This window comes from Nitratireductor rhodophyticola (assembly GCF_019891355.1).
GTDB classification, from domain to species: domain Bacteria; phylum Pseudomonadota; class Alphaproteobacteria; order Rhizobiales; family Rhizobiaceae; genus Nitratireductor; species Nitratireductor rhodophyticola.
In genome coordinates, this window is record NZ_JAHSSF010000002.1 from 101831 (window position 1) to 122971 (window position 21141).

General features: G+C 61.3%; 20 protein-coding genes. 10 read left to right on the forward strand and 10 right to left on the reverse strand.

Features of this window, described 5'->3' with window-relative positions:
• Positions 1–24 precede the first annotated feature (24 nt).
• The 9 genes from recF to KUG85_RS06265 form a co-directional block, all read right to left on the reverse strand.
• On the reverse strand, positions 25–1194 hold the full coding sequence (gene recF, locus KUG85_RS06225; RefSeq protein WP_223004571.1) for a DNA replication/repair protein RecF: 1170 nt from the start codon (positions 1192–1194) through the stop codon (positions 25–27).
• A gap of 23 nt (positions 1195–1217) precedes the next feature.
• Positions 1218–2336 (reverse strand): DNA polymerase III subunit beta, encoded by a 1119-nt coding sequence (gene dnaN, locus KUG85_RS06230; RefSeq protein WP_065817355.1) that lies wholly within the window; start codon positions 2334–2336, stop codon positions 1218–1220.
• Between the two features lie 286 nt (positions 2337–2622).
• A complete protein-coding gene (dnaA, locus tag KUG85_RS06235; RefSeq protein ID WP_407673656.1) occupies positions 2623–4059 on the reverse strand; it encodes a chromosomal replication initiator protein DnaA in 1437 nt (478 codons plus the stop codon).
• A gap of 973 nt (positions 4060–5032) precedes the next feature.
• Complete coding sequence (gene rpsT, locus KUG85_RS06240) at positions 5033–5299, reverse strand: 30S ribosomal protein S20 (protein ID WP_007010565.1); 267 nt, start codon at positions 5297–5299, stop codon at positions 5033–5035.
• A 165-nt stretch (positions 5300–5464) separates the two neighbouring features.
• Entirely contained in the window at positions 5465–6238 is a 774-nt protein-coding gene (locus KUG85_RS06245) for an enoyl-CoA hydratase (protein ID WP_025030869.1), read from the reverse strand.
• Between the two features lie 51 nt (positions 6239–6289).
• Positions 6290–7183 (reverse strand): bifunctional DNA-formamidopyrimidine glycosylase/DNA-(apurinic or apyrimidinic site) lyase, encoded by an 894-nt coding sequence (mutM, locus tag KUG85_RS06250; RefSeq protein ID WP_223004573.1) that lies wholly within the window; start codon positions 7181–7183, stop codon positions 6290–6292.
• A 285-nt stretch (positions 7184–7468) separates the two neighbouring features.
• Complete coding sequence (locus KUG85_RS06255; RefSeq protein WP_223004574.1) at positions 7469–8098, reverse strand: TadE/TadG family type IV pilus assembly protein; 630 nt, start codon at positions 8096–8098, stop codon at positions 7469–7471.
• Positions 8099–8129: 31 nt separating this feature from the next.
• Positions 8130–8678, reverse strand: coding sequence for a TadE/TadG family type IV pilus assembly protein (locus KUG85_RS06260; RefSeq protein ID WP_223004575.1), 549 nt, complete (start codon positions 8676–8678; stop codon positions 8130–8132).
• Between the two features lie 160 nt (positions 8679–8838).
• Positions 8839–9279 carry a pilus assembly protein N-terminal domain-containing protein gene (locus tag KUG85_RS06265; RefSeq protein WP_065817351.1) on the reverse strand — a complete coding sequence of 147 codons (441 nt, stop codon included), beginning with the start codon at positions 9277–9279 and terminating at the stop codon, positions 8839–8841.
• A gap of 313 nt (positions 9280–9592) precedes the next feature.
• Between KUG85_RS06265 and KUG85_RS06270 the strand changes: the two genes are divergently transcribed.
• The 9 genes from KUG85_RS06270 (at position 9593) to KUG85_RS06310 (ending at position 18717) form a co-directional block, all read left to right on the forward strand.
• On the forward strand, positions 9593–9772 hold the full coding sequence (locus KUG85_RS06270) for a Flp family type IVb pilin (RefSeq protein WP_223004576.1): 180 nt from the start codon (positions 9593–9595) through the stop codon (positions 9770–9772).
• Between the two features lie 153 nt (positions 9773–9925).
• Complete coding sequence (locus KUG85_RS06275; protein ID WP_065817349.1) at positions 9926–10447, forward strand: A24 family peptidase; 522 nt, start codon at positions 9926–9928, stop codon at positions 10445–10447.
• Between the two features lie 218 nt (positions 10448–10665).
• Positions 10666–11481 carry a Flp pilus assembly protein CpaB gene (gene cpaB, locus KUG85_RS06280; RefSeq protein WP_065817348.1) on the forward strand — a complete coding sequence of 272 codons (816 nt, stop codon included), beginning with the start codon at positions 10666–10668 and terminating at the stop codon, positions 11479–11481.
• Between the two features lie 47 nt (positions 11482–11528).
• Positions 11529–13070 carry a type II and III secretion system protein family protein gene (locus tag KUG85_RS06285; RefSeq protein WP_223005208.1) on the forward strand — a complete coding sequence of 514 codons (1542 nt, stop codon included), beginning with the start codon at positions 11529–11531 and terminating at the stop codon, positions 13068–13070.
• Positions 13067–13828, forward strand: a complete 762-nt coding sequence (locus KUG85_RS06290) for a CpaD family pilus assembly protein (RefSeq protein ID WP_255606280.1) — start codon at positions 13067–13069, stop codon at positions 13826–13828. The genes KUG85_RS06285 and KUG85_RS06290 overlap by 4 nt, the downstream gene beginning before the upstream one ends.
• 14 nt (positions 13829–13842) lie before the next feature.
• On the forward strand, positions 13843–15123 hold the full coding sequence (locus KUG85_RS06295) for an AAA family ATPase (protein ID WP_007010844.1): 1281 nt from the start codon (positions 13843–13845) through the stop codon (positions 15121–15123).
• A 19-nt stretch (positions 15124–15142) separates the two neighbouring features.
• The gene (locus tag KUG85_RS06300) at positions 15143–16669 is read left to right on the forward strand and encodes a CpaF family protein (protein WP_223004577.1); all 1527 of its coding nucleotides are present in this window, start codon (positions 15143–15145) and stop codon (positions 16667–16669) included.
• A gap of 41 nt (positions 16670–16710) precedes the next feature.
• Positions 16711–17724 (forward strand): type II secretion system F family protein, encoded by a 1014-nt coding sequence (locus tag KUG85_RS06305; protein ID WP_065817344.1) that lies wholly within the window; start codon positions 16711–16713, stop codon positions 17722–17724.
• A gap of 3 nt (positions 17725–17727) precedes the next feature.
• On the forward strand, positions 17728–18717 hold the full coding sequence (locus KUG85_RS06310; RefSeq protein WP_065817343.1) for a type II secretion system F family protein: 990 nt from the start codon (positions 17728–17730) through the stop codon (positions 18715–18717).
• 63 nt (positions 18718–18780) lie between these two features.
• On the opposite strand, the gene KUG85_RS06315 is transcribed toward KUG85_RS06310, so the two are convergent.
• Positions 18781–19605 carry a tetratricopeptide repeat protein gene (locus tag KUG85_RS06315; RefSeq protein WP_065817342.1) on the reverse strand — a complete coding sequence of 275 codons (825 nt, stop codon included), beginning with the start codon at positions 19603–19605 and terminating at the stop codon, positions 18781–18783.
• Positions 19606–19726: 121 nt separating this feature from the next.
• Here KUG85_RS06315 and KUG85_RS06320 point away from each other — a divergent pair, with 121 nt between their 5' ends.
• Complete coding sequence (locus tag KUG85_RS06320) at positions 19727–21100, forward strand: leucyl aminopeptidase family protein (RefSeq protein WP_223004578.1); 1374 nt, start codon at positions 19727–19729, stop codon at positions 21098–21100.
• The last annotated feature ends 41 nt before the right edge of the window (positions 21101–21141 follow it).

Genomic DNA, 21141 nt, shown 5'->3' on the forward strand with positions numbered 1-21141 from the left:
TCTTATCCAGCGTGAGGGAGCGTGTCAGCGTTGTTCGTGGATCGCACCGGCAGATACGGACAAGAACTGCGCGCGTCCTTTGATTGCCGAGAAGAGGCTCGCCTCCGTACCGGTCATGAAGGCCTGGCAATTCAGCTCTTCAAGGATCGAGAAGAGCGCTGCCCGCCGGTCCGGATCGAAATGCGCTGAAATCTCGTCCAGAAGCAGGATCGGCGCGGTTCCCGAAAGCTCGCCCGTCAGCCGGGCATGGGCAAGGATCAGTCCCACAAGCAGCGCCTTCTGCTCGCCTGTGGAGCAGCGGGCCGCCGGCATGTCCTTGGGCACATGGCGCACGAGAAGATCGCTGCGATGCGGACCTTCCAGCGTTCGCCCCGCAGCGCGGTCGCGCGGTCGCTGGTCGCGCAAAAGGGCGCGGAATCTCTCCTCCACGTCGACGGCGGCGTGCTGTCCGATCGCGTGGTCGATGGTGCCCTCCAGCGCGATCCCGGCGGTGGGAAACGGGCCGTCTTCGGGCAGGCGTTCGTTCATGGCGGCGAGCAGGCGCACCATCTCGGCCCGCGCGGCGGCAATCGCCACGCCGGTTTCGGCCATCTGCGTTTCTATCGCGTCGAACCAGCCGCCATCGCGCGAGTCTTCCGCAAGCAGCCGGTTGCGCGCGCGCATCGCCTTCTCATAGTCGAGGGCGCGCCGGCCGTGCGCCGGGTCGATGGCGAGAACGAGCCGGTCGAGAAAGCGCCTGCGGTCGCTGGCAGAACCGGTGAAGAGCGCATCCATGGCCGGTGTCAGCCACAGGACGCGCACCCACTCGAGCATGGCATCGGCTGTCCGTGCGTTCTCGCCGTTGATGCGCAGGCGGCGTCCGCCCGTTTCCGCGCCCGGCTGCAGGCCGGCAGTGCCGGTTCCGATCTCGCATTCGCCGAACGGGCCTTCGAGCTTCGCATGAATGGCAAAGCCCGTTCCGGCACCTTCGCGCGCGACATCGTCAAGCGTGGCGCGGCGCAATCCGCGACCCGGCGAGAGAAAGGAAACGGCCTCGAGCAGGTTCGTCTTGCCTGCGCCGTTCTCGCCGGTCAGAACCACCGCTCCCGGCGAAAGATCGAGCGCCAGGGCATGATAATTTCGAAAGTCGGTGAGGCTCAGCCTGGTAACGTGAACCTGGGCTACGGCCTGTCTGCCGGATGTCTGGTCGACCAAGGGGAAGCCAATGCCGGCGCGCTCTAGACGCGCATCGGCATCAGAACGTAGAGCGTGCTTTCGTCGCCTTCGTCCTGCACGAGCGTGGGTGAGCCTGCATCAGCCAGAAGGAAGCGCGCTTCACTGCCCGAAAGCTGCGCCGCCACGTCCAGCAGGTAGCGGGCGTTGAAGCCGATCTCGATCGGGTCTGCCTCGTAGTCGGCGGCGAGCTCTTCGGTTGCCGAGCCCGAGTCCGGGTTGTTCACGGTCAGCGTCACCTGTCCTTCGGCAATGCTGAGCTTCACCGCCCGCCCGCGCTCCGAGGAGATCGTCGACACGCGGTCCACGGCCGAGGCGAAGGTCTGACGGTCGATCACCAGTTTCTTGTCATTGCCGGTGGGAATGACGCGTTGATAGTCGGGGAAAGTGCCGTCGATCAGTTTCGAGGTGAGAATGACGCTGCCGATGGTGAAGCGGATCTTCGTATCGGAAAGTTCGACGGTCACGGCCACATCCGGATCGTCGACCAGCTTCTGCAGTTCGCCGACCGTCTTGCGCGGGATGATGATGCCGGGCATGCCTTCAGAGCCCGCCGGCGCTTCCATCTCGGCGCGTGCGAGACGGTGGCCGTCGGTCGCCACCGAGCGCAGCTTCAACCCGCCGTCCGCCTCGATCGTGTGCAGGAAGATGCCGTTCAGATAGTAGCGCGTCTCCTCGGTGGAGATGGCGAACTGGGTCTTCTCGATCAGCCCTTTCAGATCGGCCGAATCGAGCCGGAAGATATGCGAGAAATTGCCGGCCGAGAGCTCGGGAAAATCGGACTGCGGCAGACACTGGAGACGGAAGCTCGAGCGCCCGGCCACCACGGACATGGCGTTGCCGTCCTCATCGGTCTTCAGCATCACTTCCGCACCGTCGGGCAGCTTGCGCACGATGTCGTAGAGCAGATGCGCCGGAACGGTCGTTGCACCGGCCTGCTCGATGGTCGCGCCCGCAGCCTCGGTCACTTCCAGGTCGAGGTCGGTCGCCTTCATCTGCAGGCTTGCGCCATCCGCGCTCAGAAGCACGTTGGAGAGAATCGGAATGGTGTTGCGGCGTTCCACCACGCGGTGAACATGGTTCAGTGACTTCAGGAGGGTGGAGCGTTCGAGAATAACACGCATGACCAATCAATCTCACTTGAATGAAGAATAGCCCTGCAAACATGGCGCATGTTCAGGGCAGCCGTGAACAGGCTTCGATTTCCGTCAAAATGACAGGAAACCGACAAGAAACGCAAGCCTTTCACGGCGTTACGCTTCGGTTCCTTCCGGTTTTTGGGGAAAACGCAGTGCCCGCAGGGAGGCGGGAGCGCGGAAGATAAGAAAAGACCGGCGGGCGCGCCGCCGGTCTGTGAAAATCGTTTCGGGTACCGTCTTGCCGTTGCGGACCCCGACGGGCCTGCCAGCCTCAGGCCTGATCGCTGATCAGGCGCTTCAGAAGCTCGATCTCCTGCGCAAGCTGCCTGTCGCCATCGGTGAGCCCCTCGATCTTGCGGACCGCGTGCAGCACCGTCGTGTGATCGCGTCCGCCGAAACGACGGCCGATTTCCGGCAGGGAGCGCGGCGTCATGACCTTGGACAGATACATGGCCACCTGGCGCGGCTTGACGATGGTGCGTGTGCGGCGGTTCGAAAGCAGCTCCGTCTTGGACACGTTGTAGTGCCGCGCGACAATGCGCTGGATGTCCTCGATGCGGACCCGCTTCGGTTCGCCGGCGCGGCAGACATGGCCGAGAATTTCGTCGATCCGGTCGATGGTGATCTGCGGCTCGAAGGAGTGGCGGAACAGAAGCTGGTTGAAAGCGCCTTCCAGCTCACGGCCGCTGCCGGTGACCGAGCGCGCCACATGCACCAGAATCTCTTCTGGAATGTCGAGCGAACCGTCCTCGGCCTGCGCGCTCGCCAGACGCTGCTTCAGGATCGACAGCCGCATGGCGAAATCCGGAGCGCCGATCTCGAGAGACACGCCGCCATTGAGGCGCGACTTTACGCGCGGCTCGAGCGATTCTAGCTCTGAGGGTGGGCGGTCCGCCGCCACCACCACCTGGCGCGCGCTGTCGAGCAGCATGTTGAGCAGGTGGCAGAACTCGTTCTGGATGGATTTGCCCTGCAGAAACTGCATGTCGTCGATGATCAGGAGGTCGATGTCGCGCAACTGCTCTTTCAGGGTCAGGGCATTGTTGTCGCGGATCGCGGTGGCGAAGCGCCACATGAAATACTCCGCCGTCAGGTAGACGACACGGGCTTGCGGCTTGCGGCGCAGCGACTCGGCTGCGATCGCCTGCAGCATATGTGTCTTGCCGAGCCCCACAGAGGCATGAAGAAAGAGCGGGTTGAAGCGGATCGCGTTGGAGTCCGATTCGGCCACGGTGCGGGCAGCGGCGCAGGCAACGCGGTTGGAGGCGCCCTCGATCAGGGAATCGAATGTGTACCGGCTGTCGAGCGGCGAGCCCAGAATGTTCGAACGCCCTTCAACCTCGGGCATTTTCGCCGGATTGGGGCGTGCGGACGGTGTTCCGGCCAGTGTGCCGGAGGCAAGAGCCGTTTGCGGCCGGGTCGCAGCCTTGCGCGCGGCTGCCGGCTTGTTTTCCTGGGTTGCCCGCACATTGCGCGTGGCGGTCCGCACCACAATCTCCACCTTGAGGGTGTCGGGCGCTTCCTGCTTCCACAATTCGGTGATGAGATCGAGATAGTGACCATTGATCCAGGAACGCAGAAAAGCCGTGGGCACGGAAATCCGCACGCAGCCCTTCGAGGCCTCCATCAGCTTCATGCGACCGAACCAGCTGGAATAAACCTCGCTTCCCAGGCGTGCACGGAGCTGCGTTTTCACGCGCTCGAAAATCGCCTCGGATGGTCCCGCCTTGCTGTCGCTCTTACCTGCTTCCGTTGTCTCCTTGCCCTCCTTTTGAGACATCTGCTCCTGAAAAGAAAATCCCCCCGTTGTTTCCCTTTCCGCGCCGCTTTGCATTCCTCGTGTCCCTGTCGTTTTGAGTGGTGTTTTTAACGGTCGGGTCCTTGCCACAAGGCTGTTTGCCCCTGCCCGGTCCGTTCTTTTTATGATGATCGTAGGTCCGCCTGGTCTCTGACCCCAAAACTCTCCTTGGCTCTTTACAGCGGCATGGCCGCCGTTGAAACAGATTTATGCAATCACCGGTTGATTTTCTGTGCCGGCGGTCATGCAGCTCGTGCTCGTCTGGTCTCGACGCGAAAGCGTCTCCATTGGGTCCCCGACAAACGAGCTGGCGAGGCTTGTTTCGAGAGCGCGCAAAAACCCCACGCGGAAGAAAAAACCGCGTCGCAATGGGTGCCGATTTGGGCTTAAGTCATCGGGCTTTTTTCTGCCCTCTCGATGGCCTGACATTACCGAAATCCTTGTGGAAAGGGCAAGGGCGGGGCTGCCGCTTTTTTCTCGAATCTGGTCTTGTGCGGAGCGCAAAAATCGGCATCGCCCAGGGGGCAGATGGATAAGCCTTTTGGATTCAAAAGCCTTTTCCAAATGCGCGCGCTTCACGCGCGCTGCGAAAAAAAATCTTAAAAAAGAGCTTGACATTTCAGCGTTGATTTTCCGCTGAGCGTGACATGGGTAACCTGTGGATAAACTTTCACAACCCTATGAAATAAAAGGGGAATATCGGTTTGTCCGAAATTTAACGGGATGCTTATGTGACGAAAATAATACGATTCTCAAACACTTAGGGTCACAAACGCAAAAGGCTGGCCAGCGACAACACAGGGTTGTCGCTGGCCAGCCTTTCGAGAGGCAAAGAAAAACCCGGCTGGAAAGCCGGGTTCATCTCTAAGTCTGCTAAAAAGCGTCAGGCGCCGAGCGCCTTCACGCGCTGCGCAAGGCGAGAGACCTTCCGCGACGCCGTGTTGCGATGCAGGACACCCTTGCCCGCAGCGCGCATCAGCTCTGGCTGAGCAGCCTTGAATGCGCTTTCCGCTGCTGCCTTGTCGCCGGTGGCCAGTGCTTCTTCGACCTTGCGAACGAAGCTGCGCACACGCGAGCGACGGTTCTTGTTAACCGCAGTACGGCGAGCAATCTTGCGCACCGCCTTCTTGGCCGAAGTCGTGTTGGCCATGTGTCCTCTCTATGTCTCTACAAATCCTGCCGCGATCAGTGTCACGCGGGCGCAAAACAAAAAGGGCAGCCGCAGGGCCACCACAGTCGTGGCGGCTTATAGTGGAGCTTTCGGGCAACGTCAACGCCTATTGGCGCCTATCCCTCCTGATCGCGCCTCACACGATCAACGATTTTTGAAGTTGGCGGACCGCTTCTCGGTAAATGCGGCCATGCCCTCCTTCTGATCGTCCAGAGCGAACATCGCATGGAACACACGGCGCTCGAAACGCAGACCTTCGGCAAGGGTGGTTTCGTAGGAGCGGTTGACCGCCTCCTTGGTCATCATCACTGCCGGCAGGGAGAAGCCGGCAATGGTATCGGCCGCCTTCAGGGCTTCCTCGATAAGCTCACCGGGTGGCACGACGCGCGATACCAGGCCGGAGCGTTCGGCTTCCCCGGCGTCCATGAAGCGGCCCGTCAGGCACATGTCCATGGCTTTTGACTTGCCGACGAAACGGGTCAGCCGCTGCGAGCCGCCCATGCCCGGCATGACGCCGAGCGTGATCTCGGGCTGGCCGAATTTCGCATTCTCGGCGGCGATGATGAAATCGCACATCATGGCCAGTTCGCAGCCGCCGCCCAGCGCATAGCCTGCCACGGCGGCGATGATCGGCTTGCGCACGCGGGTCAGCCCGTCCCAGCCCGCGAAGAGGTCTTCCATATAGGCGTCTACATAGGACTTGGATGCCATCTCCTTGATGTCGGCTCCGGCAGCGAACGCCTTCTCCGATCCGGTGATGACGATGGCGCCGATCCGTGGGTTCTCGTCGAACGCCTCCAGCGCCCCCACCACTTCTTCAAGCACCTGGGAGTTCAGTGCGTTGAGCGCCTTGGGGCGGTTCAGCGTGATCAGCCCGACGCGCTCCCGCGTCTCCACCAGGATCGTCTCATAAGCCATGGTCTGGTTTCCTCTCCGTTATACGTGGATTGCCAGGGTAAGGTCTTGCTCCTAGCGCTGGCAGCTCGGACAATAGAAGGTCGACCGCCCGCCCTGCACGATGCGGCGAACGGTGCCGCTGCATTCGTCATGGCCGCATGCGTGTCCCTCGCGGCCATACACCTTGAAGGCGTGCTGGAAATAGCCAAGCGATCCATCAGCCTTTACATAGTCCCGCAGGGATGAGCCGCCGGCTGCGATTGCTTCTGCGATGACGGCGCGGATCGACGTCGCCAGACGCTCGCATCGCTCCGAGGTTCCGCGTCTGGCGACGATTGTATCGGCGCTGCGCTTCGGCGAAAGCCGTGCGCGCCACAATGCTTCGCAGACATAGATATTGCCGAGACCCGCGATCACCCTCTGGTCGAGCAGTGCGGCTTTCAGCGGTGTGCGCTTGCCGCGCAGGCGCTCGGCAAGCAGCGCCCCGTCCAGCGCATTTCCGGTCGGCTCGATGCCAAGCGTCGCCAGGAGGGGGTGGCTGTCCAGCGGGCCTTCATCGTGCAGAAGCATGAAGCCGAACCGGCGCGGGTCGTTGTAGACCACTCGAAGGGTTCGCCCGTCGCCCGAAGTCAGGTGAAACACAGCGTGGTCGTGTTTCTCCACCTTGGACCGCGGATGGTGGAACGCGCCAGGTGCCTGTTGCTCCTCGTCGTCCTGGTCGATGCGGAATGAGCCCGACATGCCGAGGTGGCAGAGCACCACGTCTGAGGTCTCAAGATGGATCAGCAGATACTTCGCCCGCCGCCCGAGCGCGATGATCTCCTGTCCCCGGAGCCGCTCGGCGAACCCCCTGGGAAAAGGAAATCGCAGATCTGGGCGCCGCAATTCGACGGAATCGATATGCGCCCCTTCCATGATCGGCTGGAGTCCACGACGGACGGTTTCGACCTCCGGCAGTTCAGGCATGTCTGGAAAGCTCACTCGGAATGGATTGACCGTGGCTGCAGGGTGGCAAACCCCCATGTGCGGGGAGCCTGAATGCCATTCCAGCCGCGGCGCATGCCTCGGGCATATGCCCGCGCGCGCCCGCACCGGGACCGTTGAGCGATCCGGTTTCGGCAGCGTGTCCGATGCCGAAGAAAGTCAGACCGAAAAGGAATGCGCACGCCATATCCGCTCACTGTCGCTGCCCTGCCATCAAAGACATAGAAGGGCAGCGGAGTCTTTGCAATCGCGCGGCGCCGTGTCCTGTCAGCAATCGTCGCAGGGAATGGTGCTGCTCATGCGCGGGCGCAGGTGGAAGCGTTCGCTCATCTGGAGATTGTCGAGACCCGCCATCGCTGTCAGGCCGGCAGATTTCGCACCATCCTTCGACCAAGTGAGGATGGGCTTATAGCCAAGCGAGACGGTTGCACGGATATAGAAGGCTCCCTTGATCTCCAGTTCGGGGGGAAGGGTCGTGATGCTGCCTTCCTTGAGACCGGCCGAGGCCGTTCCGTTCTTTAGTTCACGCGACCAGACCACCTCGACCCTCGGATTCCTTTCATCGGTCACCTGGATGGCCGTCAGCGTCAGGGTCGGAGTGGAGCGATTGTAGGGCTTCATGATGGCGCCGCCGATCTTCATGATGGCGTCGATTTCACCGGCCGTGATCGAAGGCTGCTGAGCGATCAGGTCGCCCGCCATATTTGCAGCGCGGCTGACCTTCTTGTTCACATCGATCGCCTGCCCGAATTCCAGTGTCAGGAAATACATCGCAAACAGAATGGGCGCGATGATCGCAAACTCGATGGCTGCCACGCCACGCCTGTTCCGGGCGAAGTCGCCCAGGGTTGATAAGATGCCCGTCTTTGCGGGTTTCGCTTTGTCGTTGAACGTCATTGCCCGGTCCCCCACGACCCGTTGCCAACAGTTAGAATGGTTCGTTCTGCCAGGTACTCGTCGAGAAAAGCAGAAGCTTGCCGTCGGGAAGCCGATCCGCCAGCATGTTCGTCACCACCGGCCAGCGGTAGTAAACGCGCAGCATGTTCTTCGTGAGTGCCGGCCCGAGTTCGGTCTTGGTGTCGATGCTTCCGTCGTCATTGAAGCCGAGGTTTGATTTGGCGGCGTCCTCGAACGTGTCGAACTGCCGAAGATCCACTTCCAGCCCGGGGCAGGTCTCGGACATCAGTATGGACATTCGGCCACACAGGAGGTCCCGAAGTTTCGTTTCGTTCAGCTCACTGCTGCGAACCTGCCCGGTACGGAACAGCCGCGCGACGTCATCCGTCGCGTTGGCCAGAAGCTGTTGTGCTGCAAAGCCGATGCAGGCTTCCAGAATCACAAAGATCAGAAAGAAGAACGGGAGGCCGAGAAAGGCGACCTCGATGGCCGCAACGCCTTCCTCATTCTTGATGAAACGGCCGAGCAGACGGCGCCGAAATGGCGCGCGACACGCTTTGCCTTTTGTTTGATGGCTCATAGCCAGCCCCTGAAATGTGCGTTTGTCAGGGAGGACTATAACCAGCCCCGGTTGCATTCCGGTTTTGACGGCAGCTCAAATTGCAGCGTTCTGGTTTGCGTTTTGTAAACCCTGAAGGGTGCTGCGCACGGCGCTGGTTGAGCCCGGAGCGCGATGCCGCTTACTGGTTGGCGCTGATCTCGGCTTCGGAGGTCCGTTCCGCGTCCGTCTTGTAGGAGCTTTCGCAGTAGGGTGTGCAGGAAAGCGTCTGCACATTGGCCCTGCGATAGATGCGGACCGAGCTGGCAGACTGCCGGCTGACGACGACCTGTTCATCGACAATCGGCTGACCATCCAGGTCGAGAACGACGAGATTGGTCACGCCGAAACCCTTGCCGGTGAGAACGATGGTCGTCGCATCCTGTACGGCGGCGTCGGCGATCTCGGGGTTACCGATAACGATCGTGTCCGCCTCGCGTGCAAGCTTGACGATCTTCGCCTGGTTCATCACCACCTCAATTGCTGCCTCGTTCGCCGGGGCGGTGCCCGGCAATGCAACCAGACCTGCGATCAGGCAGGCTGTCTTCAAGGCAGTTCCGGTCTTGGAAAATACGGCGCGCATTACCCTGCTCCCCACGTCAAGCTGAAGAGACTATGAACATCATTGGTGAACCAAGGGTTAAGCGCACGGATGTCTGGGCAGCGGCGGCAGCATTTGTGGGCTATATATAAAGTGTCTCCCGTCCGTGCGCGCGGGCATCCCCGCTTTAGAGCGCTGTTAACCAATGCTCGTGCTTTGAGACGGCAAGGTTTTGGTAAGGGTGTTTCTTAAGCAGGTTGAAAGAGCTCCCCCGTATGGTCAGGCCATCCGATCAACACAACAAAAAACGTTGACGGTCCTGCTGAACAAAAACGCGGAAGAGGAGTTTTCCCAAATGGCAAATCTGTTTGCACGTTTCATGAAAGACGAGTCCGGTGCCACGGCGATCGAATACGGCCTTCTGGCTGCTCTGATTGCAGTTGCGATCATCGGCGGCGCCCGTGCCATCGGCACCAACATCGGCACGACCTTCACCACGGTCGGCGGTGCGCTCGGCGGCGGCGGCGGCAACTAATAATCCGCTTCTGCGCTAACCACGCGCAATGACCATAAAGGCCGTCCTTCTTCTCCGAAGGGCGGCCTTTGCTTTTCCCAAAGCTGTTTTCTGCCGGTTTATCAAGTTTTAAGCGACGGCCTGCATAACGGAAGAGAAAAGGGGTGCCGCATCATGCTCGAAGCAATCATACTTGTTGTTTTTCCGTTCTGCATGGCTTTTGCAGCGGTCTCCGACCTTCTTTCCATGACCATCGCAAACCGTGTGTCTCTGCTGCTGCTTGTCGCGTTTGCCGTCGCCGCACCGATGATCGGCATGGACTGGCAGCAGATCGGAATGCACGTCGCAGCAGGTTTTTTCATTCTGTCGGTAACCTTTGTGCTGTTCGCCGTTGGCGGGATGGGCGGCGGCGATGCGAAGCTTCTTGCAGCGACCGCGGTGTGGTTCGGCTTCAGCCCTGCGCTGATCCAGTACCTTCTGGGCGCGGCGATCCTCGGAGGCGCACTGACGCTTCTGATTCTCAGTTTCCGGAATTCGCTCCTTGGCTACATCTCGGGAAACAACGTATTCCTGCGTAACCTCGCCGATCACAATACGGGGGTGCCCTATGGCATCGCGCTGGGCCTCTCCGGGCTTGCCGCTTATCCCGAAACGCCGCTCATGCAGTGGGCGCTTGCCCGCCTTGCAGGGCTTTAGCATCGTACAGTTCAGCCTGCGAGCAGCCCCCGCAGCGCCCATAAGAGCCTGACTGTTGCGCCCCGATGTTTCATCGGGGCGTTCGTGCATTCCGGCTCCGAATAATCGCTCAACTTTAAATTAATCATTTCTGTAAGCTTCGCGTTAACCATAATTTGACGATTGGCCCTCCATTCTCCGCTTCACGCAAGGGAAGTCCGAGTACGAGGGGCGGAGTCATGAGCAAATCCCGGATCGTCATCTTAGGAGTGGCCGTGCTGGCTGCCCTTGGCGCCGGTTATGTGGCCAAGAATCTGACGGCACCGGCTCCGCAACAGCCGATAGCGGCGGCGGGACCGGAAGAGCCGGCCATCGATCTGGTCGATGTCCTGGTCATCGGCCAGGATGTGCCCATGGGCACCGAGCTCGGCAGTGCCGTCAGTTGGCAGGCCTGGCCGGCCGACAACATCAACGCGAATATGATCACCCGGAACGAGAGCCCCGAGGCGCTGGAAGAGCTGCGCAGCTCCATTGCGCGTGTCGCGCTCTATACCGGCGAACCGCTCAGACGCTCCAAGCTCATTGGCGAGGGCATGAGCTTCATGTCGGCCATTCTGCCCTCCGGCAAGCGCGCCGTCGCCACGCAGATCGCCGCCGACACCTCGGCAGGCGGTTTCATCCTTCCTAATGATTATGTCGACGTCATCATGACGCGCCGGGCCCAGGACAGCGGTACGGCAAACGGCTTCATCACCGAGACCATCCTGAAGAACATCAAGGTCCTGGCGATCGACCAGACCATTCAGGAGGACGAGGAAGGCCGCCGCGTCAAGGTGGGCGAGACGGCGACGCTGGAACTGACGCCGGAGCAGGCAGAGATCATTACCGTTGCGCAGCAGATGGCCGATCGCCTCACGCTGTCTTTGCGGGCGATCACCGACACGAACGAAACATCGGAGAACGACGGATCCTATCTCGTCTCGGGCAGAGGCAGGGGCAACAGCGTCCGTCTGATCAAGTCCGGTGAAGTCACCGAAGTGGGGACCCGGAAATGATGAAGCGCGCGAATGGGGCGAGGGCCGTGAAAAAGTCAGGGCGGGAAATGCGCAGCAATCTGAAACTGACCGCGCGTCTCTTATTGGGATGCGCAACGGTGCTGGCCACTCAGGTCGCCTTACCGGCAGGCCCGGCATTCGCCGAACAGAACGTCGTCAAGGCGCGAGGCGGATCCAATGTGAGCCAGCGCGTAAAGCTTGGCCTTAACAAATCGCTCGTGCTCGACCTGCCGAGCGACGCCTACGACATTCTGGTCGCCAATCCGTCGGTCGCCGACGCCGTGACACGCACCGCACGGCGCATTTATCTGTTCGGCAAACAGGTGGGCGAGACCAACATCTTCGTGTTTGGCGCCAATGGCGAGCAGATCGCCAGCCTCGACCTTGCAGTGGAACGCGATGTTGCGGGTCTCGAAGACTATCTCAAGCGCTTCATCCCGAATTCCGACATCGATGTTGAACTGATCAACGACAACGTTGTTCTCACCGGCACCGTTGAAACGCCGCTTGACGCCGCCCGTGCCGCGCAGCTCGCTCAGATATTCGTCACCGGTGGTGAAGCCACGACCGGCCAGTATTCCCAGAGCGCGGCAGCGCCCACCGATGGCGGCGGCGTGGCCATCAACAACCCCGACCAGAAGCGCCAGACGAGCCGGATCGTCAACATGATCCAGATCATCGGCGAGGATCAGGTCACGCTGAAGGTGACGGTTGCCGAAGTCAGCCGCTCCGTCATGAAGCAGCTTGGCGTTAACATGATCGGTTCGGGTAGCGCCGACGGCATCTCCTGGGGTGCCGTGGTGGACAATGCCTTCGGGCTCGGCAAACCGCTTTCGCCCACTCAGTTCTCGGTCGGCGGATCGCTGATCGACGCTTACATCAACGCCATGGAACAGGCCGGCGTCATGAAAACGCTCGCCGAGCCGGCCCTCACGGCCGTTTCCGGCGAGAAGGCCACGTTCCGCGTTGGTGGCGAGTTCAACATCGTCACGTCTCAGGAAGTCGACCCCGATACAAACGCGCTGAAATACGAAGTCGAGAAGATCGACTACGGCATTGGCCTGGAGTTCCTCCCGACCGTTCTTTCGGCGGGTCGCATCAGCCTGAAGATCCGTACACAGGTTTCCGAACCGACGATGCAGGGGTCGGAGACCTTCTTCGCGGGCATGGGGCGCGGCCAGCGCTACCGCAACGCTTCGAGCATGAATGCGATTTCGATCCGCAAGCGCCTCGCCGATACCACGGTCGAGTTGCCGTCCGGCGGGTCGATGATGATCGCCGGCCTCGTGCAGGATGACGTGCGGCAGGCGTTCAACGGGGTTCCGGGGCTCTCAAAGGTTCCCGTGCTCGGCGCGCTGTTCCGCAGCCGCGACTTCGTTCGCAACGAAACGGAGCTGGTGATCATCGTGACACCGTTCCTGTCCAAGCCGACGGCGCGCACCGCGCTGGCGAAGCCGGATGACAATTTCACACCCGCCAGTGATGGCGCGGGAATGTTCCTTGGCCGGGTCAATCGCGTCTACGGAACCATGAAAACCAACCTGCCCAATGGCCGCTACCACGGCGTTGTCGGCTACATCTACAAATGAGCTGGGGGAAGGTCATGCCGGGGGTGGTCATGATGAAGAACACAACACGGAACACACAGCGGGCCAGGCTCGCCGGCACGGCGCTCGTCATTTGCACGGCCATGCTTATGGCCGGATGCGCGGCAAAGCGGGATTCGGTCATCGTCGGCTCGATACCGGACGACTACCGCACCAGTCACCCGATCGTCATTTCCGAAAAGGCGCAGCAGATCGACCTGCCGATTGCCGCCTCCGCCCGGAAAATGTCACGCGACCAGATGAGTACACTCGCCGGTTTCATGAGCGGGTATGACCGGCGTTCCGGTGGCACGGTTTCCGTGCTCGTGCCCTCGGGATCGGTCAATGAACTCGGCGCATCCAACGTCGCCTCCCAGATCACGCATCTGCTCCAGAACCAGGGGGTTCCGCCGGAAAACATCTCCGTGGTCTCCTATCAAGCGCCGTCGCCCGACACTGCGCCGCCGATCCGTGTCTCCTATCCGGTGGTCAAGGCATCCACCAATCAGTGCGGCCGCTGGCCGGCAGACATTCTCGATACGACCGACAACAAGCACTACGCGAATTTCGGTTGCTCCTATCAGAACAATCTCGCCGCCCAGGTCGCCAATCCGAACGATTTCCTCGGCCCGCGCAAGCAGGGTGAGATCGATGCCGAGAACCGCATGGGCGTGATCGACAAGTATCGCGGCGCCGAGAGCATTTATAAACCAGGCAAGGTGTCCGAAGACTTCCGGGCCACCAGAGAGATCGCGTACTAGGCGAGGGGCATGACATGAGCAATCTGGCCTACGAAACGGATCACGAGGATCTCGCCCCCGAGGACGGCGCGTCGCCTGCGCTTCAGAAGCTGCGTCCGATACCGAGAATATCGATTCAGGCGTTCTGCGAGACCGACAGCGTCGCCAACCCGATCGAACGGGCGGGCGAAGATCGCCGCATGGCGAAAACCCATCTCAAGGTGCATATGGGCGGTGTGGCGACAGCGGTCGAGTTCTATCAGACCGCGGCCACGCCGAACCTCGTCATCGTTGAATCGTCCAGTGAACCGAGAGAACTGCTTGCCTCGCTTGAGGAACTGGCAGGGGTCTGCGATCCCTCGACGAAAGTCATCATTATTGGGCACTACAACGATGTCTGGCTCTACCGCGAGCTGATCCGCGCCGGCATTTCCGAATATGTGGTCGCACCGATCTCCATGGCTGACATTGTCAGCGTGATCGCCAACATCTTTGTCGATCCCGAAGCCGAGCCACTTGGGCATTCCATTGCATTTGTCGGCGCCAAGGGCGGGGTCGGTTCGTCCACCGTGGCCCATAATGTGGCCTGGGCGATCTCCAACCTTTTCGAAAATGAAGTTGTGGTCGCTGATCTGGATCTGCCTTTCGGCACGGCCAATATCAATTTCGATCAGGATCCCGCGCAGGGCATCGCCGAGGCGGTGTTTTCGCCCGAGCGCATCGACGAGGTCTATCTCGACCGTCTTCTGGCGCAGTGCGCGGAGCGGCTTTCCCTTCTTGCGGCGCCTTCCACGCTCGATCGCGTGTATGATTTCGATCCGGAGGCCTTTGCGCAGATCATCGATACCACGCAGCGCACCGCGCCGGTTCTGGTTCTCGACGTTCCGCATGCATGGAACGGCTGGACCAAGACCACCCTCGCGCAGGCCGACGAGATCGTCATCACAGCCACACCGGACCTTGCCAACCTTCGCAACACGAAGAACCTGATCGACACGCTGAAGAAGTTGCGGCCCAACGACAAGCCGCCGGTTCTTCTGCTCAATCAGGCAGGCATTCCGAAGCGGCCCGAGATTTCGCTGGAAGACTTTGCAGAGCCGCTCGGCGTGATCCCGGCAGCGACGATTCCGTTTGAGCCGCAATTGTTCGGCAATGCGGCCAACAATGGTCGCATGCTGGGCGAAATGGACGCCAGCAACCCGATCGTCGAGACGATCAACGATCTCGCCCATGTGCTGACAGGCCGGCGTGATGTGAAGCCAAAAAAGAAGAGCGGTTTGTCCGGCATCCTGGACAGGTTGAAACGCAAGAGCTGATACGGATTGGTAGCGTCAGATGTTCGGAAAGAGAGGGACAGGCGTCCCGCATCCCACAGCGCCGCACACCGAAACCCCGAAGTCCTTTTCGGGCGGCACCGACGTATTGACGCCGGAACGGCCCGCATCTCCGAGTCCGCAAAAGGCCGCGCCTGCCACGCAGGATCCTGCCCCGCGGCCCCGGGCTGAGGCACCCAGGCCCACGCCGTCCGCACCGCCACCCCCGCCGCCGGCGCGGTCGCCGCAGCCGGCCCGGGCGCGCAGCGAGTCCTACTATGACACCAAGAGCCAGGTCTTTTCGGCGCTGATCGAGACCATCGATCTCTCGCAGCTCGCCAATCTCGACCCCGATAGTGCGCGCGAGGAAATCCGCGACATTGTCAACGATATCATCGCGATCAAGAATTTTGCGATGTCCATCTCCGAGCAGGAAGAACTGCTCGAAGACATCTGTAACGACGTGCTCGGCTACGGCCCGCTGGAACCGCTCCTGGCGCGTGACGACATCGCCGACATCATGGTCAATGGTGCCGAGCATGTTTACATCGAGGTGAACGGCAAGGTCGAACAGACCGGCGTGCGCTTCCGCGACAACCAGCAGCTTCTCAACATCTGCCAGCGCATCGTCAGCCAGGTCGGCCGCCGCGTCGACGAATCGAGCCCGATCTGCGATGCGCGCCTGCCCGACGGCTCCCGTGTGAACGTCATCGCGCCGCCGCTCGCCATCGATGGCGCGTCGCTCACCATTCGTAAATTCAAGAAGGACAAGCTCACCCTCGACCAGCTGGTCCGCTTTGGCGCCATCTCGCCGGAAGGCGCCGAGCTTTTGAAGATCATCGGCCGGGTGCGCTGCAATGTCCTGATTTCGGGCGGCACCGGCTCGGGCAAGACGACGCTGCTCAACTGTCTGACCAGCTTCATCGATCTCGACGAGCGCATCATCACCTGCGAGGACTCCGCCGAACTGCAGCTTCAGCAGCCGCATGTGGTACGGTTGGAAACCCGCCCGCCCAATCTTGAGGGCGAGGGTGAAGTCACCATGCGCGACCTGGTGCGCAACTGTCTGCGCATGCGCCCCGAACGGATCATCGTCGGCGAGGTTCGCGGCCCGGAAGTGTTCGATCTCCTTCAGGCGATGAACACGGGCCATGACGGTTCGATGGGAACGATCCACGCCAACAACCCACGTGAGTGTCTGAACCGCATCGAATCCATGGTCGCCATGGGCGGCTTCACGCTGCCGCAGAAAACGGTGCGGGAGATCATTGTCGGTTCGGTGGATGTCATCATCCAGGCGACGCGCCTGCGCGACGGTTCGCGCCGCATCACCCATGTGACCGAGGTGATCGGCATGGAAGGCGATGTGATCATCACGCAGGACCTCATGCTCTACGACATGAAGGGCGAGGACGCGAACGGCAAGATCATTGGCGAGCACGTATCGACGGGCATCGCGCGGCCGCATTTCTGGGACCGCGCCCGTTACTATGGTGAAGAGCAGCGTCTGGCGAATGCGCTGGAAGCGATGGAAAGGAAGTCTGACTAAAATGTCAGCGGCTTCCTGTTCCGGTTTGAGCGGGTAAAACCATGTTTGGAATGGACATCACTCTGATTGCATTCGTGCTTCTGGCCGGCTGTAGCGCCGGCGCGGTGGCCTATGCGCTGATGTTCAACAACATGGCGGCGGAAAAGAAGGTCGGCCGCCGGCTGGATACCGTCAAGCGGGCGCAGACTGACCAGATTTCGATCAAGGCGTCGCGCGACCGCGTGGCCGAAACGGCGAAACGGCGCAAATCCATCCAGGATTCGCTGAAGGATCTGGAAGAACGGCAGAAGAAGCGCGACAGCAAGGTACGCAAGCCACCGCTGAAGATGCAGCTCAAACAGGCCGGAATGAACGTGACGCCGGAGCGGTTTCACATCGTTTCTGCGATCTGCGCGCTGGCGTTTACTCTGGTGGTTTTCATCATGGGCGCCCCGCTTCTTGTTCTCCCGGGCGCATTGATCGTCGGAGCGCTGGGCCTGCCGCGCTGGTTCGTTGCCTGGAAGCGCCGTGGCCGGGTCAAGGCATTCCTGAACGAGTTTCCAAATTCGCTCGATGTTATCGTGCGTGCGGTGAAATCGGGCCTGCCGATCAATGATGGCATCCGCCTGATTGCAAGTGAGGCACAGGAGCCTGTGCGCACCGAGTTTCGGCGGATCGTGGAAGCCCAGCAGATGGGCGTTTCGACGCCGGAGGCCTGCCTGCGGATGGGTGAGACGATGCCCTGCCCCGAAGCGAACTTCTTCGGCATCGTTATCCAGATCCAGTCGCAGGCGGGCGGCAATCTCTCTGAGGCGCTGTCAAATCTGTCGCGGGTTCTGCGCAACCGCAAGAAGATGAAGGCGAAGGTTCAGGCACTTTCGATGGAAGCCAAGGCATCGGCCGTTATCATCGGTGCCCTGCCATTTGTTGTCGCATTCCTCGTCTATCTCACCAGCCCGACCTACATCATGCCGCTTTTCACGACGAGCGCCGGGCATCTGATTCTGGGCTTCTCCGCACTGTGGATGACGATTGGCATTCTCGTGATGCGGAACATGATCAATTTCGAGGTTTAGACAATGCCTTCAGACGTCGTCGGAAGTATCATCGAGCCCAGTTTCCTGATTGCAATTCTGGTTGCGGTTGCGGTTTTTGCGACGGTGTTCACGCTTTTGCCGGCCTTTGGCGGCGATCCGCTGAAATCCCGCATGAAAAGCGTGGCGCTGGAGCGCGAGGAGCTGCGGGCGCGGCAGCGCGCGCGTCTGGCCGCCGAGGCCGACAAGCGCCGCCGGGGCCTGCGCGAGCATCAGTCTGAAGGCATGCGCGCCATCGTTGATCGGCTCGATCTGCGCCGCGCACTGGCCGATGATGCGGCGGTGGCCAAACTCCGCACAGCCGGCTTCCGCGGTCAGAACCCGCTGACAAAGTTTCTGTTTTTCCGGCTCGTTCTTCCATTTGTGACGCTGCTTCTGGCAGGCGTCTACATTTTCATGCTCGGCGGGCTGCCCGAGCAGCCATTGTTTGTGAAGGCCTTCGTCTGCATCATCGCCGCCTATGCGGGCTTCTATGCACCGGTGCTGTATGTCAGCAACCTTGCGGCAAAGCGCAAGAAATCGATCCAGCTTGCATGGCCGGACGCGCTTGATCTGATGCTGATCTGCGTTGAATCGGGCATGTCGATTGAAGCTGCCTTCCGCCGTGTGGCGGACGAGATCGGCGCCCAGTCGGTCGCGCTGGCCGAGGAGCTGGTGCTGACGAATGCCGAACTCTCCTTCCTGCAGGAACGGCGTCAGGCCTATGAGAATTTCGCCGCGCGCACCGGGTTGGAGACGGTGAAGAGCGTCACGCAGGCGCTGATCCAGGCCGAACGCTATGGCACGCCCGTCAGCCATGCACTCAGGGTTCTTGCGGACGAGAGCCGTGAAATGCGCATGAACGAGGCGGAGAAAAAGGCGGCCGCTCTGCCGCCCAAACTCACCGTGCCGATGATCCTCTTTTTCATCCCCGTCCTGTTTGCTGTCATTCTCGGGCCGGCCGGCATCCAGATCAAACAGCAGGGACTGTTCTGACGTCATGGAAAAGGCCGCTCGAAGCGGCCTTTTCAGAACGTGTGCCTTGGAAATGAAGCGCTGTTACTGGCGCTTCTTCTTGTTGTCGTCGGAGATCTGGCTCCACGCATTCTGCTGCGCGAGCATGGACCGCAGATATGCGACATTGGCTTCGGCCTGTTCAGGCGAAAGCTCCTGCCGGGCGAGCTGTTCAGCTTCGCCAAATCGTCCCTGAAGGCCGACGACCAGCGCCAGGTTCTGCCGCACACGGCTGTCGGCGCCGGAAGCCTGCACTGCCTGCCGCATATAATGCTCTGCCGATTTCAGATCGCCTTCGAGCAGATATGACATTCCCATGTTCGAAAGGACGGAAGGCTCACCGGGCTTTAAATTGAGCGCCTGGCGATAGAGCGTCCGGGCCGCGTCCTTCTGGCCGAGCTGATCCAGGATCGCGCCTTCGGCCGATTGCAGGCGCCAGTCGGGATACTCCGGCGTCTGGGCGCGGCGCACTGCATCAAGCGCCGGCTGCAGCTCTCCGGCTGCCGCCAGTGCCTTTCCATAGGCGGCCAGCACTTCGCGGTCCTTGGGATGATCGATGGCAAGCTTGCGCATCACCGCCAGAGACTGGTCGACGCGCCCGGTCATCTGAAGCACGGAGGCGTAACGCAATGCCGTTGCCTTATCCTTGGTGTTCTGTGTGTAGGCGCGACCGAGGGAGTCCGCGGCACTGCGTAATTGCGGTTCGCTCATCGTCGCAACGTTGGAAACGGCCTTGGGCGTGCTGCGGCTGATCGAACCGGTGGTCATACGATCCCTGGCGCAGCCGGCCACTGACACTGCCATAATCAGCGCCACGGCCGTCATGGTTATCCTGTTTGCGGTTGCATTCGTGCGCTGTTCGGTAAACATCTGCGCGCGCCCTCCGATTGGCTTCGGCCGCCCTCCGGCCAACTCTCAACAGAGAGAAATATTCTGTTAACCCTAACGGAGCGTTAAAACGCGCCGCAAAACCTAAACGTGGAGACAACAAATGCCCGTCACGCTCCTGAGCTCGAAACCGGCTTCATCGCTGCCGGTTTACACGGTCGAGGCCGATAGCCTGGACGCCTGCGATGCGCCGAAGGACGCCATCGCCTGGGCACGGGCAAACGGCTTTGCGGGCGCTGCGGGCAGGGTTTTGACGATACCGGGCAAGAACGGCGCGGTCGCCGGCGCGTTCTTCGGGCTTGGCCAGCCTGACGCCGCCAGTCCGCTTGACACCGGCGCGCTCGCCCGTCATCTGCCGGAAGGCGACTGGCACTTTGCCGCCGCGCCGAAAGACGCCGAACTCGCCACCCTAGGCCTGATGCTCGGCTCCTATGCCTTCACGCGCTATGGCAAGAAACCGCGCAGCGCGCTTCGCTTCGCCGTCCCCGAAGGGGTGGATGCAGGCCGCGTGGAGAGGCTGGCCGGCGGCAGCGTCCTTGCACGCGATCTCATCAACACGCCCGCCGGCGATATGGGGCCCGATGCGCTTGAAGCCGCCACCCGCGCACTCGCCTCGGAGCATGGCGCAACGATGGCGGTGACGGCGGGTGAGGATCTCCTCACGGAAAACCTGCCGATGATCCACGCGGTTGGCCGCGCTGCCGAGGCCGCGCCACGCCTTCTCGATCTGCGCTGGGGGCGGGAAGAAGCACCAAAGGTCACGCTTGTCGGCAAGGGCGTCTGCTTCGATACGGGCGGTCTCGACATAAAGCCCGCCGCTGGCATGCTGCTCATGAAGAAGGATAAGGGCGGCGCGGCCAATGTGCTCGGACTTGCCTCGATGCTCATGGCGGCCAAGCTCGACATTCGTCTGCGTGTGCTCATTCCGGCGGTGGAGAACGCCGTGGCCGGCAATGCCTTCCGGCCAGGCGATGTGCTGACCAGCCGCAAGGGGCTCACCGTCGAGATCGGCAACACCGATGCCGAGGGGCGGCTGGTGCTGGCCGATGCGATGGCACTCGCGGACGAAGAAGAGCCGGAGCTCCTGATCGACATGGCGACGCTGACCGGTGCCGCGCGCGTTGCGCTCGGCCCCGATGTGCCGCCGTTCTACACCGATGATGAAGCGCTGGCGGGAGCCCTGGCTCGGGCCTCGGAGGCGGTCGCCGACCCGCTCTGGCGGATGCCGCTCTGGAAGCCTTATCTCTCACGTCTCGATTCCAAGATCGCCGACATCAACAATGTTTCGCTCGATGGCTTCGCCGGTTCGCCGATTGCCGGCCTCTTCCTTGGCCGTTTTGTGGAGAAGGCGAAGAGCTGGGCGCATTTCGACATTTATGGCTGGAACCCGGTCGACAGGCCATATGCGCCGGTCGGCGGCGAGGCGCAGGGCATCCGCGCCATCGAACGCGTGCTGACAGAGCGTTATGGCAAGTAGATCAGCTTCGGTTGGGTGAGCGCATGGGGCGCTTGCCTCGG

Excerpts from the sequence above, each read along its gene's own strand:
- KUG85_RS06315 (WP_065817342.1), bottom strand. The coding sequence starts at position 19,605 with ATGTTTACCGAACAGCGCACGAATGCAACCGCAAACAGGATAACCATG.
- KUG85_RS06290 (WP_255606280.1), top strand. The coding sequence starts at position 13,067 with ATGAGCTGGGGGAAGGTCATGCCGGGGGTGGTCATGATGAAGAACACA.
- KUG85_RS06300 (WP_223004577.1), top strand. The coding sequence starts at position 15,143 with ATGTTCGGAAAGAGAGGGACAGGCGTCCCGCATCCCACAGCGCCGCAC.
- dnaN (WP_065817355.1), bottom strand. The coding sequence starts at position 2,336 with ATGCGTGTTATTCTCGAACGCTCCACCCTCCTGAAGTCACTGAACCAT.
- KUG85_RS06310 (WP_065817343.1), top strand. The coding sequence starts at position 17,728 with ATGCCTTCAGACGTCGTCGGAAGTATCATCGAGCCCAGTTTCCTGATT.
- KUG85_RS06305 (WP_065817344.1), top strand. The coding sequence starts at position 16,711 with ATGTTTGGAATGGACATCACTCTGATTGCATTCGTGCTTCTGGCCGGC.
- KUG85_RS06265 (WP_065817351.1), bottom strand. The coding sequence starts at position 9,279 with ATGCGCGCCGTATTTTCCAAGACCGGAACTGCCTTGAAGACAGCCTGC.
- KUG85_RS06260 (WP_223004575.1), bottom strand. The coding sequence starts at position 8,678 with ATGAGCCATCAAACAAAAGGCAAAGCGTGTCGCGCGCCATTTCGGCGC.
- KUG85_RS06320 (WP_223004578.1), top strand. The coding sequence starts at position 19,727 with ATGCCCGTCACGCTCCTGAGCTCGAAACCGGCTTCATCGCTGCCGGTT.
- KUG85_RS06285 (WP_223005208.1), top strand. The coding sequence starts at position 11,529 with ATGCGCAGCAATCTGAAACTGACCGCGCGTCTCTTATTGGGATGCGCA.
- KUG85_RS06255 (WP_223004574.1), bottom strand. The coding sequence starts at position 8,098 with ATGACGTTCAACGACAAAGCGAAACCCGCAAAGACGGGCATCTTATCA.
- KUG85_RS06275 (WP_065817349.1), top strand. The coding sequence starts at position 9,926 with ATGCTCGAAGCAATCATACTTGTTGTTTTTCCGTTCTGCATGGCTTTT.
- cpaB (WP_065817348.1), top strand. The coding sequence starts at position 10,666 with ATGAGCAAATCCCGGATCGTCATCTTAGGAGTGGCCGTGCTGGCTGCC.
- rpsT (WP_007010565.1), bottom strand. The coding sequence starts at position 5,299 with ATGGCCAACACGACTTCGGCCAAGAAGGCGGTGCGCAAGATTGCTCGC.
- KUG85_RS06245 (WP_025030869.1), bottom strand. The coding sequence starts at position 6,238 with ATGGCTTATGAGACGATCCTGGTGGAGACGCGGGAGCGCGTCGGGCTG.
- KUG85_RS06270 (WP_223004576.1), top strand. The coding sequence starts at position 9,593 with ATGGCAAATCTGTTTGCACGTTTCATGAAAGACGAGTCCGGTGCCACG.
- mutM (WP_223004573.1), bottom strand. The coding sequence starts at position 7,183 with ATGCCTGAACTGCCGGAGGTCGAAACCGTCCGTCGTGGACTCCAGCCG.
- KUG85_RS06295 (WP_007010844.1), top strand. The coding sequence starts at position 13,843 with ATGAGCAATCTGGCCTACGAAACGGATCACGAGGATCTCGCCCCCGAG.